Here is a 15,769-nt window from a genome sequence, read left to right on the forward strand (position 1 = left end):
TTATTACTCACTGGTCAACGTTCGAACGATCGGGCGGTATCCAGCCGCAATGATTCGGTCAGTCATGGGCGGAGGGCCAGGGCGTAGGAAATCGGATGAATTCCTTTCGGGCCCGGCCTCGTTCACCCTCCACTCACACTGTAGAAACATGAACGAACGCAGGAAATGGGTTCCTCTGGACCGCTTGTCCGAATCGACACGCACATTCCCGGCGTTGGTCGGGTGGCGGGGAAAATTCTGTGTGTCGGTCCTGGAGTGACCGGGAAAGGCTTGTGCGGACGGCGGTGCCCGAGTCGACCTGTGAGACGGGCCTTGACGCGGACCGGACCGCCCCGAAGACTGGAACGACCGCGGAGTCGAGCCGGTCTTCGGGAGGTCGTCGACCGGCTTGACTGCGTGGTCACCCGCACCCCGCCCTCCCCACGAGGCCGGGCGCTTCACACGCTGTAGCCCCCGTCCACGCCCAGGGCCTGGCCCGTGATGAACCCGGCCCGGTCCGAGGCGAGGAAGGACACCGCCTCCGCGATGTCCGCCGCCCTCCCGAACCGGCGCAGCGGGATGTTCCGCCGGGTGACCGCGAGCGCCTCCTCGTCCAGTTCGCCCGACTCGATCAGCCGGCCCGCGATGCCGTCGGTGAGCATGCCGGGTGCGACGCAGTTGATGCGGACCCCGTAGCGCCCCTCCTCGGCGGCCAGGGCGCGGGCGACCGCCTCGACCGCTCCCTTCGCCCCCGAGGACAGTCCGTCGCGCACCGGGAAGCGCCGGGTGGCGACGGTGGTGACCGCGACGATGCTGCCCCGGCTCCGGCGCAGGACGGGCAGCGCAGGATGGGCGAGATTGAAGAACGCCCCCGCGTCCGCCTCGAGTTGGGCCCGGTACTCGCCCGGGGTAACCCGGCTCAGATGCCGCATCGGCACATGCGGGCCCGCGGCGTACACGAGCGTGTGGATGCCGCCGTACGCCCCGGCGGTCGCGGTCACCGCCCGGGCCGTCGCCGTCTCGTCGGTCAGGTCCAGGGGGAGCGGCGCGAACCCCTTCGTCTCGTCGGCGAGGGCCTCGGCCGCCTCCCGCCGGGCCCGGTAGGTGAACACCACCGCGCTGCCGCGTGCCGCCAGCGTCCGTACGACCGCCGCGCCGACGCCGCCCGTGCCACCCGCGACGAACGCCACCCCCGGCCGACCGGAGAAGTCCTCCATGCCCCGCCGTCCTCCCTGTCTCCGTGCCCCGGCGCCTCGCCCCACGGCTCACGGGCCCAGGGACTTGGCGATGACCGCCCTCACGACCTCGCTCGTCCCGGCGTGGATGCGGGTGATGCACGCACGCGTCCGCGTACGGCCGGGCGATCGGGTACTCCAGCATGTAGCCCCTTCCGCCGAAGAGTTGAAGACATCGGTCGACACCGATGTCCCGCATCCCGGTGCGGAAGAGTTGCGCCTTCGCCGCTTCGGCGCGTGAGAGCCGGTCCGCGACGAGTTCGGCGACGGCACGATCGAGCAGGGCCTGTCCGGCTTCCGACTCGGCAGACCTGGGGGCGAGTTCGCACGCCATGCTCTGGGAAGGTCACGACCGTCCGGCCATACGTCCTGCGCTCCTTGACGCGACCGATCGCGGTGTCCGGCGCGATCGGCGTCCTGGGCGTCGGTGAGGAGCGTGCGACGTACGGGCTGCTCCGTGGCGAGGTCGTCGACGAAGGCGTCCGCCCGGGCCCCGTCCACCACCCGGCCGACCGCGCTGACCGGGCCGAGCCGGCGGGCCTCCTCGGCGTCGATCGTCTCCGCGAGCAGCGCCGGCCGCCTGGCCCGCCGGAGCCCGACGGGTCTCGGCAGCAGCCGGCAGCCAGTGGTCAGGAGCCAGTCAGGAGCCCCTGCCCGGGGCGAGAGACGTGCGCCTCAACCGGTCGGGTCAACCGGGCAGGCTCGCGGGAGGTGTGCCGAGGGCCGTACGGGTCCGGGGTGACGGCGTACGGAGTGTTGACCCCATGACCCATGTGACAATCAGCCCATAGTGCCCGTATGACGCGTACCCGTACGGCGCTGCTGTGCGCCGCCGCTCTCCTCGCCTCCACCCTCCAGACGGCGGCCGCGGCCGCCACCGCCGTCCCCGACCACCAGGACCGGGCCTGCGCCGCCACACCGAAACCGCGGGGCCAGGCGCGTGAGGTCCTCGCCCTCGTCCGCGCCGCCCGCAAGGAACTCGGTCTCAAGGCCGCCCTGGTCAAGGTCACGGTCGACGGGCGTGAGCTCGTCACCGGCGCGGACGGCGAGTCCCTCACGGATGTGCCCGCCACGCCCGCCATGCACTTCCGGACCGGCTCGGTCGGCATCGCCTTCATGGGCACGGTGCTGCTCCAGCTCGTCGAGGAGCGCAAGGCGCGCCTCGACGACCCGGTCTCCCGCTGGCTGCCGGACCTGCCGCACGGCGACAAGATCACCCTGCGGATGCTCGGCGACTCCACGTCGGGCCTGCACGACTACGTCACCGACCCGGTGTTCCTGAAGAAGCTCTACGCCGACCCCTGGCAGCACTGGACGCCCGAGGAGCTCGTCGGGATCTCCCTCAGTCACCCTCTGTGGTACCGGCCGGGCACCAACTGGAGCTACTCGCACGCCAACTTCGTCCTCCTCGGCCGCGCCCTGGAGAAGATCTCCGGCACCCCGCTCGACCGTCTCCTGCGGCAGCGCGTCATGAAGCCCCTCAAGCTGCGCAACACCCGCAGCAACGACAACGCGCTCATCCCGCCGCCGGTGCTGCACGCCTACGACGACGAACGCGGCACCTACGAGGAGTCCACCTACTTCAACCCCTCCTGGACCACCGCCCCGGGCGCCATCCTGACCCAGGACATCTGTGACCTGGCCCGCTCCGGGCAGGGCATCGGCGCGGGCGAACTTCTCTCGAAGCGCTCCTTCGCCACCCAGCTGGATCCGGGCACGGTCGGCCTCGGACACCCCACCGCGAACTGCCCCGCCACGGTCTGCCTGCCCATGACCGAGGACTTCCACTTCGGCATCGGCGTCGTCGTCAAGAACGGCTGGGTGGTGCAGAACCCGTCCTTCTTCGGCTACGCGGCCGTGATGGCGTACGAGCCGCACCAGCGGCTGTCCATCGCGGTGTCCACGACGGTGGGCCCGGACGCCCCCGAAGGGAACACCGCCCAGACGATCACCGAGCGGATCGCGGACCTGCTCGCCCCGCAGTACCCGCTGTCCGGCTGACCCTCCAGCCCGGCGCGCACCCCGGCCGGCCCGGTCAGCGCCCGGCGCGCACCCCGTCCAGGGCGATGGCCAGGACGCGGTCGCGCTGGGCGTCGTCCACGAAGGCCGTCGCGGTGATCCCGGCGACCATCCGCAGCAGATCGCCGAAGTCCATGTCCGCGCGGGCCGCCCCGGCCCGCTGGGCCCGCTCGAACATCGGGCCGCCCGCCGCGTACATCGAGTCACGGCAGGCCTGGAAGATCTCCGACTCGTCCTCCAGCGCCTCGCGCACCGCCCGCTTGGTGACCATGTAGCCGGCGAACCGCTCGAGCCAGGCGGTGAGCGCCTCCCACGGCTCCAGGCCGGCGAACTCGACGGCCGACCGGCACAACGCGTTGACCTCGTCCGCGTACACGCTCTCGAACAGTGCCCGGCGGGTCGGGAAGTTCCGGTACAGCGTGCCGATGCCGACACCCGCGCGCCGGGCGATGTCCTCCAGGGACGCCTCGGAGCCGTGCTCGGCGAACGCCTCGCGCGCGGCGGCCAGCAGCGCGTCGTAGTTGCGGGCCGCGTCCCTGCGGACGGGGCGCTGGGCCGCGACGATCTCGCTGACGGGGAACTGCTGAGCCGGCACTGCTGCCTCCTGGGCGGGACCCGGTTGAACCGGAGGGGTGCCTCCGCTAGAGTGGAGGAGTGCCTCCACTTTAACAGTCCGAGGCCTCTTCTCCTCTTTCCGGGTCCTTCCGAGAGGCTTGTCATGCCCCGCAAGTCCACCCGCCTCACCTTCGCGGTCCTCGCGACCGGTGCCGGCGTGTTCTCCATGCTCCAGTCGCTGATAGCGCCGGCCCTGCCGACCGTGCAGCACGCTCTGCACACCTCGCAGTCCACCGCGACCTGGGTGATGACCGCGTATCTGCTGTCCGCGTCCGTCTTCACGCCGATCCTCGGCCGGGTCGGCGACCTGATCGGCAAGAAGCGCACCCTCGTCGGGGTCCTGCTCGCCGTCCTGGCCGGCTGTCTGCTTGCCGCGCTCGCGCCGAACATCGGCGTCCTGATCCTGGCCCGGGTCGTCCAGGGCGTCGGCGGTGCCCTGTTCCCGCTCTCCTTCGGCATCATCAGGGACGAGTTCGCCCCCTCCCGGGTGCCCGGCAGCATCAGCAACCTGTCCGCCGTGATCGCCGCGGGCGGTGGCGTCGGCATGGTCGCCGCCGGACCGATCGTCTCCGCGCTCGACTACCGCTGGCTGTTCTGGATCCCCGTCGGCATCGTCGCGGCCGCCACGCTGATCGCCCTGCGCTATGTGCCCGAGTCGCCCGACCGGGCGGAGGGCAAGGTCAGCTGGCTCGGCGCCGTGCTGCTGTCCGGCTGGCTGGTCGCCCTGCTGCTGCCGCTCAGTCAGGCGGGCGACTGGGGCTGGGGTTCGGCCCGGGTGATCGGTCTGTTCGTCGTGGCCGTGGCGCTGTTCGCGCTGTGGCTGTTCACCGAGGCCCGCTCCCGCAGCCCGCTGATCGACCTGCGCATCATGCGACTGCCGGCCGTGTGGACCACCAACCTCGCCGCCCTGCTGTTCGGCGCGGGCATGTACGCGATCTGGTCCTTCCTGCCCGGGTTCGTCCAGACCCCGAGCACGGCCGGCTACGGCTTCGGCGCGAGCGTCACCGCCTCCGGGCTCCTCATGCTGCCGATGCTGCTCGCGATGTTCGTCTCCGGTGTGCTCAGCGGTCGTCTCGAGCCCCGCGTGGGCGCCAAGGCGCTGCTCACGACCGGCGCCGCACTCGGTGCGCTCGCCCTGGGCTTCCTCGCCCTCTGGCACGACGAGCAGTGGCAGGTCGCCTTCGTGGCAGGCGTGTTCGGCCTCGGTATCGGCCTGGCCTTCGCCTCGATGGCCAACCTGATCGTCGGCAGCGTGCCCGCCGGGCAGACCGGCGCCGCCACCGGCATGAACGCCAACATCCGCACCATCGGCGGGTCCATCGGGGCCGCCGTCACCAGCGTCCTGGTCACCGGCCGCCTCCAGCCGTCGGGCCTGCCCTACGACTCCGGCTACACCCACGGATTCACCCTGCTCGCGGTGCTCTGCCTGGGCGCCGCCCTCGCCGCCCTGCTCGTCCCGGTCCGCCGCGCGAGCCGTCTGCCGGGGCCGGCCGCCCACCAGGCGCCGACCGCCGCACCCACCCCCGTACGGTAGGCTCTGCCTGCGCGTTCCCGCAGCTCACCGCCGCGGCAACGCCTCGGGACGTGGCGCAGCTTGGTAGCGCACTTGACTGGGGGTCAAGGGGTCGCAGGTTCAAATCCTGTCGTCCCGACTTTGCGAAGTCGTAGGTCAGAGGCTGTACCGGAGCAGTTCCGGTACAGCCTCTCGCTTCAGCGTCAGGACTCGAGGATCCTGCGCTTCTGCTCCTCGAACTCGGCCTCGGTGAGGACACCCTGGGCCTTGAGCTCCCCGAGCTGCTTCAGCTGGTCGATCTTGCTGCTCATGTCGGCCGGCTGGGCGGGCGGGGGAGCGGCGGCCGGCGCGGGCTGCGGCGCGGGCTGCTGATCGCTCTGCTGGGCCCAGCGCCCTTGCTGGCGGCGTGACACGCGGTTGGACACGGCGGTCGCGGTGCCGGCCACGACGGCTGTGCGGGCGACCCCGCGGAGGAGACCTGGCACGGCGGTTTCCTTTCTCGCCGGAGACCTGCGGAAGAGACGGCTTCTCGGGCCGACGCGCGGCGTTCGGCGCGCCGGATACCCCCATTGGACCACCGCCGGATTTCCCTCGCATGTCGGCCCCGGCGCTGAACTGCGTGAATACCGGCGTTCTGCCGGTTTGTGCTTCTCGTGGCAAGCTGATATCTGGGCGACCGTACGGCCACCTGTCAGTGGCGAGATGTATTGGGAGGAGCCCGAAATGGCCGCGACCGGAGTGCACCACGGACATGGAACGGCAAGCAGCGGCGGAGCATGGGTGTCCGGCTGGACCGGTTTCGCCGGGGTCATGATGATCTTCGGCGGGGTGATGGCGATATTCCAGGGAATTGCCGCCATCGCCCAGGACGACGTCTTTGTCGTCACTCGTAATTACGCCTACAACTTCAACCTGACGAGTTGGGGCTGGATCCATCTCGTCCTCGGCGTTCTGGTCGCGCTCGCGGGGGCCGCTCTGTTCCGCGGCGCGGTGTGGGCACGCGTCATCGGCGTCGCCGTGGCCGGCCTGTCGATGATCGCCAATTTCATGTGGCTGCCGTACCAACCCGTCTGGGCCATCGTGCTGATCGCCGTGGACGCCTTCGTCATCTGGGCGCTGTGCGTCGGTACGGGCCGGGACGCCCGCACCGAGTAGCCCGCCTCGCGGCCGGGCCGACCAGCCCGTCCGACCAGCCCGTCCGGCCTGCCCGTCCGAGCGGTCCGCGCCCTTGCGCGCGGCCCGGTCGGCGGGCATTGGGCCGTTCAGCGCGGGCGGGCACCCGGGCGGCTGACGGGAGACGCCCCACCGTGCCGTACCGATCCACACGTGTTTTCGTTGTCGGGCGGATTCCTTTGAACGTCCGACGAATGTCCGCGCCGGCACGCACAGGGAGACATGAGTGGAAACCAGCGGCAACAACGGTCGCCAGCCCCTTGCCCCGCTGCTCCTCAAAGGGCAGAAAGCGCTGGTGACGGGCGCGAATTCCGGCATCGGAAAGGCCACGGCGATCGGCCTGGGGCGGGTGGGCGCCGATGTGGTCGTGAACTACGTGGCGGGGCGGGAAGCCGCGGAAGAAGTGGTGCGCGAGATCGAGGCTTTCGGCGTTCGCGCCTATGCGCACGAGGCCGATGTGTCCCAGGAGGACCAGGTCGTCGACATGGTCTCCCGAATGGTCGGAGAGTTCGGCACCATCGACGTCATGGTCGCCAATGCGGGCCTCCAGCGGGACGCGGCCCTCACCGACATGACCGTCGACCAGTGGCGCAAGGTACTGGACGTGAATCTGACCGGACAGTTCCTGTGCGCACGGGAAGCGGCCAAGGAATTCATGCGGCGAGGTGTCGTTCCGGAGGTGTCCCGGTCCGCCGGGAAAATCATCTGCATGAGTTCGGTCCACCAGATCATCCCCTGGGCGGGCCACGTGAACTACGCGTCGTCCAAGGGCGGGGTGCAGATGCTCATGGCGACCCTCGCGCAGGAGCTCGCGCCGCACCGGATCCGGGTGAACGCCGTCGCTCCGGGAGCCATCCGCACGCCCATCAACCGCAGTGCCTGGGAGACCCCCGAGGCCGAGGCCGACCTGCTCCGGCTCATCCCCTACCACCGCGTCGGCGACCCGGACGACATCGCGAACGTGGTGGCCACTCTGGCCTCCGACCTCCTCGACTACGTGGTGGGGACCACCATCTACGTCGACGGCGGGATGACGCTGTTCCCCGGATTCGCCACGGGTGGCTGAGACCCGCCACGCCTCCGCCATCCCGGACGAGCCACCGAGGACCATGTGAACAGCGCGATCGACCACTTTCTGGCGGACGGCCCCGCACAGCTGCTGCCGGCCCGGGAGCTGATGGCCTTCACCCTGGGCTCCCACATCCTGCTCGTGCCCTTCGGCGTGGCCCTGCCCGCCATCACCCTCCTGATGCACTACCGCGGGCTGCGCAAGGGCGACGCCGTCGCCCTGCTGCTCGCGCGGCGCTGGTCGGCGGTCATGGCCGTCCAGTTCGCCATCGGCATCGTGACCGGCACGGTGCTCTCCTTCGAACTGGGGCTGCTGTGGCCGGGGATGATGGGCCGGTGGGGTGATGTCTTCGGCCTCGGCTTCGGGGTCGAGGCCTGGGCGTTCTTCCTCGAGGCGATCCTCATCGCCATCTACCTGTACGGCTGGCGCCGGCTCAAGCCGTGGACGCACTTCTGGCTCGGTCTGCCCCTGCCGCTGGCCGCCCTGATGGGGGCGTTCGGCATCGTGGCCGCGAACTCCTGGATGAACACCCCGCGCGGCTTCTCGCTCGACGCGTCCGGCAAGCCCGTGGACGTCGACGTGCGACGGGCGATCTTCACCCCGATGTTCGGCCCGGAGTACTGGCACTTCGTGGTCGGAGTGGTGCTGACCGCCGGCTATGTCGTCGCCGGGGTGTACGCGGTCGGCTGGCTGCGGGGACGCCGGGACCGCTACCACCGGCTCGGCTTCACCGTGCCGTTCTCCGTCGCCGCGATCCTGACCCCCGTGCAGTTCATGCTCGGGGACTCGATCGCCCGGTCCGTCTTCCACAAGCAGCCGGTGAAGTTCGCGGCCACCGAGATCGTCTGGAAGACCGACACCCACGTGCCGGAGTACATGTTCGGCCGGCTGCATTCCGACGGGACGATCTCCGGCGGGATCAGGATCCCCCAACTGGACTCGATCCTCGCCGGTTTCAGCCCGGACACCAAGGTGACGGGACTGTCCTCGGTCCCGGCGAGCGACCGCCCGACGGCGGCCCAGGCCACGATCGCGCACTGGGCGTTCGACATCATGGTCACCATCGGCAGCCTGCTCGTCCTGCTCGCCCTCTGGTACGGCTGGTGCTGGCTCCGCCGCCGTGACCTGCCCGGGTCCCCGTGGTTCTTCCGGTGCGCGGCACTGGCCGGCGGCGCCTGTCTGCTGACCGTGGAGTGCGGCTGGATCACCACGGAGGTGGGGCGGCAGCCCTGGATCGTCTATCAGAACATGCGGGTCGCGGAGGCGGTGACGGACACCCGGGCCTCGACCCTGTGGACGATGCTCGGCCTCGTCGTGGTGCTCTACGTCCTCGTGTTCGGCGCCTTCCTGACCGTCCTGCTGAGGATGAGCAGACGATGGCGGCTGGCCGACGAGGGCGCCGCCACGGCAGCCGCCCCCGGCGACGTGGAGGGCGACACCCCCTACGGGCCCCGGCCGTTGTCCACGACCGGCGGCAAGGACGGGGGCGGCGCATGACCGAGGACGCCGTCGCCTGGGTGCTGCTGGCCGTGGTGACCGCCTACGCGTGTGCCGGCGGCACGGACTACGGCGCCGGATTCTGGGACCTGCTCGCGGGGGGCGCCCGGCGGGGCAAGCGCCCCCGGTGGCTCATCGACCACGCCATGGAGCCGGTGTGGGAGACCAACAACGTCTGGCTCATCTTCGTCCTGGTCATCATGTGGACCGGCTTCCCGGTCCTGTTCCAGACGGTCTTCACGGCCATGTGGTTGCCGTTGGCGCTGGCGGCCGTGGGACTCGTCCTGCGCGGCGCCGGGTTCGCCCTGCGCAAGCCCACGCAGCGGATCGCCGGCCGCAGGGTCTACGGCGCGGTCTTCGCCGTCTCCTCGCTGCTGACGCCCTTCTTCCTCGGAGCGGCGGTCGGCGGGCTGGCCACGGGCCGGGTGGCTCCCGGCACGAAGGCGTCGGCCGACGCGTGGTCCAACGGGACGTCCGTGATCGCCGGCCTGCTGACCGTCGCCGCGACCGCCTTCCTCGGGGCGGTGTTCCTGACCGCCGACGCCCGCCGCTTCGACGCCGCCGACCTGGTGGGATACTTCCGCCTGCGGGCCTGGTGCAGCCTCGGCGTCCTCGCCGTCCTGGCGTGCGTCGGCCTCGTCGTCACCCGCGACGACGCGCGCTACGTCCACGACGGGCTGACCGGCGGCATCGGTCTCGCCCTCGTCCTGGTCGCCGTCGGCAGCGCGCTGGCCACCGCCGTGCTGCTGTACCGCACCGCCACGGGATGGGCGAGGATCACCGCCGTCGGCAGCGTGGCCCTGGTCGTCGTGGCGTGGGGGCTGGCCCAGCGGCCCTATCTCATCCCCACCTCGCTGACCGTGTCCGAGGCGGCCGGCGCGACGACGACACTGCGCTGGCTGCTGCTGGTCACGGCCATCGCCGTGGTGCTCGTCGGACCGCCCCTCGTCCTGCTCTACCGGCTGGACACCGCCGGCGCCCTGCAGCCCCTCACCGAGGCGGACCTGCGGCGGACGGCGGCCGGACGGGAGCCCGAGAGCCCGTGACCGGCGGCGGGGAGCCGGTGCGCGGGGCCGGGCAGGCACCGCCGATCGTGCTGGTCGTCGGGGTGTCCGGTTCCGGCAAGACCACCGTCGGCAAGGCGGTCGCCGAGGGGCTCGGAGTGACGTTCGTCGAGGGCGACGGCTTCCACAGCGCCGCCAACATCGCCAAGATGACCGCCGGCCACGCCCTGGACGACGCCGACCGCGGGCCCTGGCTGCGGGCCCTCGCCGACCGCGTCCGGCACTCCGCCGAGGCCGGGGAGGGGCTGGTCGTCGCCTGCTCGGCCCTCAAGCGGGCCTACCGCGACGAACTCCGGGAGGCCGCGGGCGCCCGGCTCTGGTGTCTCTACCTCGCCCTGGACCGGGACACCGCACGGGACCGGGTGTCCCGGCGCACCGGGCACTTCATGCCCGCCCGGCTGGTCGACTCGCAGTTCGCGACGCTGGAGCCACTGGAACCGGACGAGCCGGGCCTGACCCTGGACGCCACAGCCGGCCTGCCGGCCGCTGTCGCCCGGGTGCGGGCCGCCGTCGCCTCCTTCGGGCGGTCCACGGGCCGCTGACGGGTCACGCGCTCAGGAGTACGGCGACGTCCCCCGGCTGCGGCGCCGGGCCGCCGGCCCGGGTGACGGGGAGGAGCCGACCGTCACCCCGCACCAGGAACAGCATCCGGTGTCCGGTGGCCGAGATGGAGATGAGCAGCAGACCGATGACCAGATTCACCAGGGTCTCGAAGAACGGCCTCCGGGCCGTGACGCCCCCGCCGGACAGGTTCGCCACCGCCGGCCCCATCAGGACGGCGGCGATGAGTCCCGTGTCGTCCCGGACGATGTCGCAGGCGGCCGCCACGCCGACCACCGCGGCGAGCTGCACCGTGGTGGCGAGCACCTCCCCGAGCCGGAGCCTGCGCAGCGCCACCGTCAGTACGGCCGCTCCGACGATGCCCCCCGCCGCCCCCACCGCCGTGCTGACGGCGAAGGCGCCGATCCGGCTGCCGAAGCCGCCGGGCCCGCCTGCCGTGACGGTGTGGAAGACCAGCGCGCCCAGGATGCCGCCCACGGGGTCTATCAGCGAACCCTCCCAGACGAGGATCCGCCGCAGGCGCTCCGTGGGGCGGACGAAGGCGAGCAGCGGCCCGACGACCGTCGGTCCGGACACGACCAGGATCGCTCCGAGCATCACGGCCGCGCCCTGGGACATCCCGAGCAACGGCATGGCCACCAGCGTCGCCGAGGCGCCGCTGACCAGTGCGCCGAAGCAGATCAGCCGCACCACGACCCGGCGGGTGTGGTCTCTGAGACCTCTCAGGTCCAGGCCGAGGCCGGCGTCGTAGAGGATCACCGCGACGGCCGGCGAGACCAGCGGGGAGAAGGTGCTGCCCAGGAGCCGCTCGGGGTCGACGTCGTCGGTCAGGGCACCCGCGGTGAATCCGACGGGCAGCAGAACGATCAGCGCGGGGACGCGCAGACGGTTCGCCAGTACCTGGGAGCCGACGGCCAGCACGATGATCAGGCCGAGGCCCAGAAATACCTGGTCTTCCGTCACCGCGACGGAGCTTCTACGCCCTCGGCGGCCGCACGTCGTCCGTCTCGTCCAGCGCGGCCAGGACCGCCGGTACCGGGATCCGCCCGGAGGCGACCAGCTGTGCGCCGCCGCGGCGAAGGGCGGTGGCGAACGGCGCGGCCCACAGGTTCTCGTAGACCAGGATCGCCGCGGAGTTGCCGGCTCCCAGAGCGCCGCCGGCCTCCTCGATGTCGTCCTGGCCGAGCAGGCCTGAGTTGGCGCCCTCGAACACGGCCAGGTCCAGAACCCCGTCGCCGGTGAGGTCGGCGATCTCCAGTCCGACCACGGATCCGTCCTCCTCCTTCCGGACGAACAGCAGATCGAGAATCCGAATGAGGCCGCGGTCCACCAGATCGACCAGCAGGGGAAAGCCCTCGCCGGTCATGCGGTTCCCGGGGAACTCGACGACGACATAGTCGATCGGTCCCATTTCGACGAATTCATCGCTCACGGCTTCACCCCTGGGTGGTCACGGCGTTCAGCGGCCCCCTGTTTTCGGACTTCATTGCAGCATCGGACGGAGGCAGCCGCACCTCGGTACGCCGCTCACCGGCTCACTTGTCGACGCGGCGGTCCCCGGGCCCGGCAACTCGGTGTGCGGGGACCCGGGACCTGCCGGAGGGTGGGGGCATGCGGACGAGCGGCGAGCTGAGCGAGGCCGACTTCCGGCGTCTGTACCGGCACCTGCGCGACACGTCCCCCGGCGGCGCCGGGCGCCGGGGCGCCCTGGACACGATCACCGCGGAGCACGTGCTGGCCGCCGTACGCGAGGTGCGGTCGGGGCGTACGGTGTCGCTCGCCGCCCCCGTGAACACCCGCAGCGGACCTGACGACGCCGAGCCGGCCGAGCACTGGCTCACCGCCCCGGCCGACGGAGAACCCGGGTCGAGGGGACTGGAGTTCGCCCGGGACCGCTTCGCCATGAACGTCCACGGCGACGTGAACAGCCACCTCGACGCGCTGTGCCACGTCGTCTACGACGGCACCCTGCACGGCGGTGTACCGGCGGCGGACGTACTGTCACCGGACGGCGCGAGCGCCCTGTCCGTCGACCTCGTCCGCGACGGCATCGTCGGACGCGGGGTCCTCCTCGACATCCCCCGGCTGCACGGCGTCCCCTGGCTCGAACCCGGAGCGCAGGTGCGGGCCGAGGACCTCGCCGCCGCCGAGGCCCGGCAGGGCGTCCGGGTCGGCCGCGGCGACATCCTGCTCGTCCGGGTCGGACACCGCCGACGCCGCGAGGAGCTCGGCCCCTGGGACGTGGCCGACGCGCGTGCCGGACTCCATCCGACGGCCATGGGGTTCCTGGCCGAGCGGGAGGTGGCCGTGCTCGGCGGTGACGGCAACAACGACAGCGCGCCCAGCGCGGCCCGGGGCGTGGAGTTCCCGGTCCATGTACTGGGCATCCACGCCATGGGACTGCACCTGCTGGACTATCTGCGGTTCGAGGACCTCACGCCGGTCTGCGCGCGCGAAGGCCGCTGGTCGTTCCTCTGCGTCATCGCACCGCTCCGGCTGCCCGCGGCCACCGGCTCCCCCGTCAATCCCCTCGCGATCCTGTGACACGGCTCGATCCGCTCGATCCGCGCGCGCACGCGCGTGAGGCGGTGTCGCGTCCCGGCGTCTCGGTTCACCCGCCCGGCCCAACTCGCCGGAAACATCGCCCGGAGATACGTTGGTGGTCGGGTCGGACGGCCCATTCACCCGGCAGGACCGGCGCATGCTCCGAGGACGGTGGCCGGCATGACCGACGCGCAGTACTACGACGTCATCATCATCGGGACAGGTGCGGGCGGTGGCACCCTCGCCCATCGGCTGGCACCCACCGGCAAACGGATCCTCCTTCTCGAACGCGGCGGCTATCTGCCCCGTGAGCGGGACAACTGGGACTCCACCGCGGTCTTCGTCAAGGGGAAGTACCGTGCCCCGGAGTTCTGGTACGACAAGGACGGGAAGGAGTTCCCGCCCGAGGTCAACTACTACGTGGGAGGCAACACCAAGTTCTACGGCGCGGCGCTCTTCCGGCTGCGCCCCGAGGACTTCGGCGAACTCCGCCACCACGAAGGCATGTCGCCCGCCTGGCCACTGAGCTACGAGGAGTTCGAGCCGTACTACACGCAGGCCGAACACCTCTATCTCGTCCACGGCCGGCACGGCGAGGACCCCACCGAGGGCCCCACCAGCGCCCAGTACGCCCACCCGCCGGTCCAGCACGAGCCCCGCATCCAGCAACTCAGCCACGACCTGGAGAAACAGGGACTGCATCCCTTCCACCTCCCGATCGGGGTGAACCTCACCCAGGACGACCGGGGCCGGGCCACCCGCACCAGCGCCTGCATCCGCTGCGACCGCGTCGACGGATTCCCCTGCCTGGTCGGCGCCAAGTCCGACGCACAGGTCATCTGCGTCGACCCCGCTCTCGAACACCCCAACGTCGAGATGGTCACCCACGCGGACGTGCGGCGGCTGGAGACGGACGCGACCGGCCGGAGCGTCACCTCGGTCGTCGCCACGGTGGGGGAGCCGGGCGACCCGGACGCTGCCACCGTGGAGTTCCGCGCCGACCTCGTGGTGGTCGCCTGTGGTGCCGTCAACTCCGCCGTCCTGTTGCTGCGTTCGGCCAACGACCGGCATCCGCGGGGACTGGCCAACAGCTCGGACGTGGTGGGCCGGCACTACATGCGGCACAACAACCTGGCCCTGATGGCCGTGTCCAGGGAACCGAACGACACCCGGTTCCAGAAGACCCTGGCGCTGCACGACTGGTACCTGGGATCCGACGACTGGGACTACCCCCTCGGCGGCATCCAGATGCTGGGCAAGTCCGACTCCGAGCAGATCCACGGCGAAGCGCCCCGCTGGGCCGGGGCGGTGGCCCCCGACATGCCGTTCGAGGTACTCGCCCACCACGCGGTCGACTTCTGGCTGTGCGGAGAGGACCTGCCCGCCGCCGGCAACCGCGTCACCCTGGACCGGGACGGCGGCATCCACCTGGCCCTGGACGAGAAGAACAACGTCGCCGGACTGAACCGCCTGCGGCACAAGCTCCAGGGCATGCTCGGTCACCTGGGCATGAACGAACACCATCTCCTGTCGCACAGCATCTATCTGCACAAGGGCATGCCCATCGGGGCCACCGCGCACCAGGCCGGCACGGTCCGCTTCGGCGACGACCCCGGCAGCTCCGCCCTCGACGTCCACTGCAAGGCCCACGACCTGGACAACCTCTACGTCGTCGACACGAGCTTCTTCCCGAGCATCGGGGCGGTCAACCCCTCGCTGACCGCCATCGCCAACGCCCTGCGCGTCGGCGACCACCTCGCGGAGCGGCTGGCATGACACCTGCCGGTCCGGCCGGCGGCGGCGTCAGTGCGGGGTGGGCGGGGTGTCCGTGCGGTTGTCCGCCGGCGGTGGGGCCTGGGTGCTGAAGGAGAGGCCGGAGAAGTCGCGGCCCTGGAGGACAGGGCTGTTGAACGTGCCGCCGCTGATCTCGTTGTGCACATCGCCGGTGTGCAGCGAGCCGGCCAGCTCGTGCCACCGCACAAGACCCGCCCGGAAGTCCGCGTCCCCCGCCGCCCGCGCCGCCAGTGCCGTGCTCAGCGCGCGGGCCAGTGCCGCGTCGTCCGGGTGCGCGACCAGCCGGACCAGTTCCGGTTCCGCCGAACCCGCCGCCAGGGCCCCGGTGTTGCCGTCACCGTCACCGTCACCGTCAGCAGCACGGTTGGCGTCACCGCTGCCGTCGCGCCGGAACGGGCGCCGGACGAGTTCGCTCAGCGTCGCCCAGGCCTGTCGGCCGGCCTCGCCGCCGGCTCCTCCTGCCAGCGCCGCCAGCAGCGCCACCGATATCGGCTCCACCCCGCACCGCCCTCTCGTGTCCGATGGGTGGGGTGGCGGCGTCTGCTGCCACCCCCGGTGCGCGATCGACCCTCAGGGGGTCACATCATGATGCACCTGTCCGTGCCGACCGCCGCGGTCGAGGCGGGCTCGGCCGCCGAGGCATTTGGCGCGGTCACGCCAAGAATAGCGAGAGCGGCGAGACCGGTGACGACGGTCAGTCGGCGAA

Annotated in this window: 15 protein-coding genes, 1 tRNA gene and 2 pseudogenes; 11 read left to right on the plus strand and 7 right to left on the minus strand. The window is 71.4% G+C overall.

Features of this window, described 5'->3' with window-relative positions; translation table 11 throughout:
• Positions 1–437 precede the first annotated feature (437 nt).
• Positions 438–1,196, minus strand: coding sequence for an SDR family NAD(P)-dependent oxidoreductase (locus OG736_RS36960; RefSeq protein ID WP_327186287.1), 759 nt, complete (start codon positions 1,194–1,196; stop codon positions 438–440).
• A 70-nt stretch (positions 1,197–1,266) separates the two neighbouring features.
• On the opposite strand from OG736_RS36960, the gene OG736_RS36965 reads away from it, so the two are divergent.
• Positions 1,267–1,455 (plus strand): hypothetical protein, encoded by a 189-nt coding sequence (locus OG736_RS36965; RefSeq protein WP_327186288.1) that lies wholly within the window; start codon positions 1,267–1,269, stop codon positions 1,453–1,455.
• Here the strand turns inward: OG736_RS36965 and OG736_RS36970 are convergent.
• Positions 1,366–1,548 (minus strand): annotated as a pseudogene (locus tag OG736_RS36970) (acyl-CoA dehydrogenase family protein); the annotation flags it as partial. The gene OG736_RS36965 and the pseudogene OG736_RS36970 sit on opposite strands and share 90 nt — an antisense overlap.
• A gap of 464 nt (positions 1,549–2,012) precedes the next feature.
• Here OG736_RS36970 and OG736_RS36975 point away from each other — a divergent pair.
• Entirely contained in the window at positions 2,013–3,215 is a 1,203-nt protein-coding gene (locus OG736_RS36975) for a serine hydrolase domain-containing protein (protein ID WP_327186289.1), read from the plus strand.
• A 34-nt stretch (positions 3,216–3,249) separates the two neighbouring features.
• Here the strand turns inward: OG736_RS36975 and OG736_RS36980 are convergent, their stop codons facing one another.
• Complete coding sequence (locus OG736_RS36980) at positions 3,250–3,828, minus strand: TetR/AcrR family transcriptional regulator (RefSeq protein WP_327186290.1); 579 nt, start codon at positions 3,826–3,828, stop codon at positions 3,250–3,252.
• A 123-nt stretch (positions 3,829–3,951) separates the two neighbouring features.
• Between OG736_RS36980 and OG736_RS36985 the strand changes: the two genes are divergently transcribed.
• Together OG736_RS36985 and OG736_RS36990 are read left to right on the plus strand one after the other, a co-directional pair.
• Entirely contained in the window at positions 3,952–5,382 is a 1,431-nt protein-coding gene (locus OG736_RS36985) for an MFS transporter (RefSeq protein WP_327186291.1), read from the plus strand.
• Positions 5,383–5,426: 44 nt separating this feature from the next.
• Positions 5,427–5,500: transfer RNA gene (locus OG736_RS36990), tRNA-Pro, on the plus strand.
• A gap of 64 nt (positions 5,501–5,564) precedes the next feature.
• On the opposite strand, the gene OG736_RS36995 is transcribed toward OG736_RS36990, so the two are convergent.
• Positions 5,565–5,846 carry an SHOCT domain-containing protein gene (locus OG736_RS36995; RefSeq protein ID WP_327186292.1) on the minus strand — a complete coding sequence of 94 codons (282 nt, stop codon included), beginning with the start codon at positions 5,844–5,846 and terminating at the stop codon, positions 5,565–5,567.
• 238 nt (positions 5,847–6,084) lie between these two features.
• On the opposite strand from OG736_RS36995, the gene OG736_RS37000 reads away from it, so the two are divergent.
• From OG736_RS37000 to OG736_RS37020, 5 genes are all read left to right on the plus strand, one after another.
• On the plus strand, positions 6,085–6,516 hold the full coding sequence (locus tag OG736_RS37000) for a DUF7144 family membrane protein (protein WP_327186293.1): 432 nt from the start codon (positions 6,085–6,087) through the stop codon (positions 6,514–6,516).
• A gap of 244 nt (positions 6,517–6,760) precedes the next feature.
• On the plus strand, positions 6,761–7,600 hold the full coding sequence (locus OG736_RS37005; protein WP_327186294.1) for an SDR family oxidoreductase: 840 nt from the start codon (positions 6,761–6,763) through the stop codon (positions 7,598–7,600).
• A 111-nt stretch (positions 7,601–7,711) separates the two neighbouring features.
• Entirely contained in the window at positions 7,712–9,100 is a 1,389-nt protein-coding gene (locus OG736_RS37010) for a cytochrome ubiquinol oxidase subunit I (protein WP_327187814.1), read from the plus strand.
• Positions 9,097–10,146 (plus strand): cytochrome d ubiquinol oxidase subunit II, encoded by a 1,050-nt coding sequence (locus OG736_RS37015; protein ID WP_327186295.1) that lies wholly within the window; start codon positions 9,097–9,099, stop codon positions 10,144–10,146. Before OG736_RS37010 ends, OG736_RS37015 begins: the two co-directional genes overlap by 4 nt.
• A complete protein-coding gene (locus OG736_RS37020) occupies positions 10,143–10,706 on the plus strand; it encodes a gluconokinase (RefSeq protein ID WP_327186296.1) in 564 nt (187 codons plus the stop codon). The genes OG736_RS37015 and OG736_RS37020 overlap by 4 nt, the downstream gene beginning before the upstream one ends.
• Before the next feature lie 115 nt (positions 10,707–10,821).
• Here the strand turns inward: OG736_RS37020 and OG736_RS37025 are convergent.
• Positions 10,822–11,688 (minus strand): annotated as a pseudogene (locus tag OG736_RS37025) (cation:proton antiporter); the annotation flags it as partial.
• A gap of 13 nt (positions 11,689–11,701) precedes the next feature.
• On the minus strand, positions 11,702–12,136 hold the full coding sequence (locus OG736_RS37030; RefSeq protein ID WP_327187815.1) for a DUF6325 family protein: 435 nt from the start codon (positions 12,134–12,136) through the stop codon (positions 11,702–11,704).
• Between the two features lie 200 nt (positions 12,137–12,336).
• Here OG736_RS37030 and OG736_RS37035 point away from each other — a divergent pair, with 200 nt between their 5' ends.
• Positions 12,337–13,269: a cyclase family protein gene (locus OG736_RS37035; RefSeq protein ID WP_327186297.1), complete on the plus strand. Its 933-nt coding sequence runs from the start codon at positions 12,337–12,339 to the stop codon at positions 13,267–13,269.
• 180 nt (positions 13,270–13,449) lie between these two features.
• Positions 13,450–15,045 (plus strand): GMC oxidoreductase, encoded by a 1,596-nt coding sequence (locus tag OG736_RS37040; protein WP_327186298.1) that lies wholly within the window; start codon positions 13,450–13,452, stop codon positions 15,043–15,045.
• Positions 15,046–15,072: 27 nt separating this feature from the next.
• On the opposite strand, the gene OG736_RS37045 is transcribed toward OG736_RS37040, so the two are convergent.
• A complete protein-coding gene (locus OG736_RS37045) occupies positions 15,073–15,561 on the minus strand; it encodes a hypothetical protein (protein WP_327186299.1) in 489 nt (162 codons plus the stop codon).
• Positions 15,562–15,769: the final 208 nt, after the last annotated feature.

It is taken from the genome of Streptomyces sp. NBC_01334, assembly GCF_035983595.1.
Lineage (GTDB): Bacteria > Actinomycetota > Actinomycetes > Streptomycetales > Streptomycetaceae > Streptomyces > Streptomyces coriariae.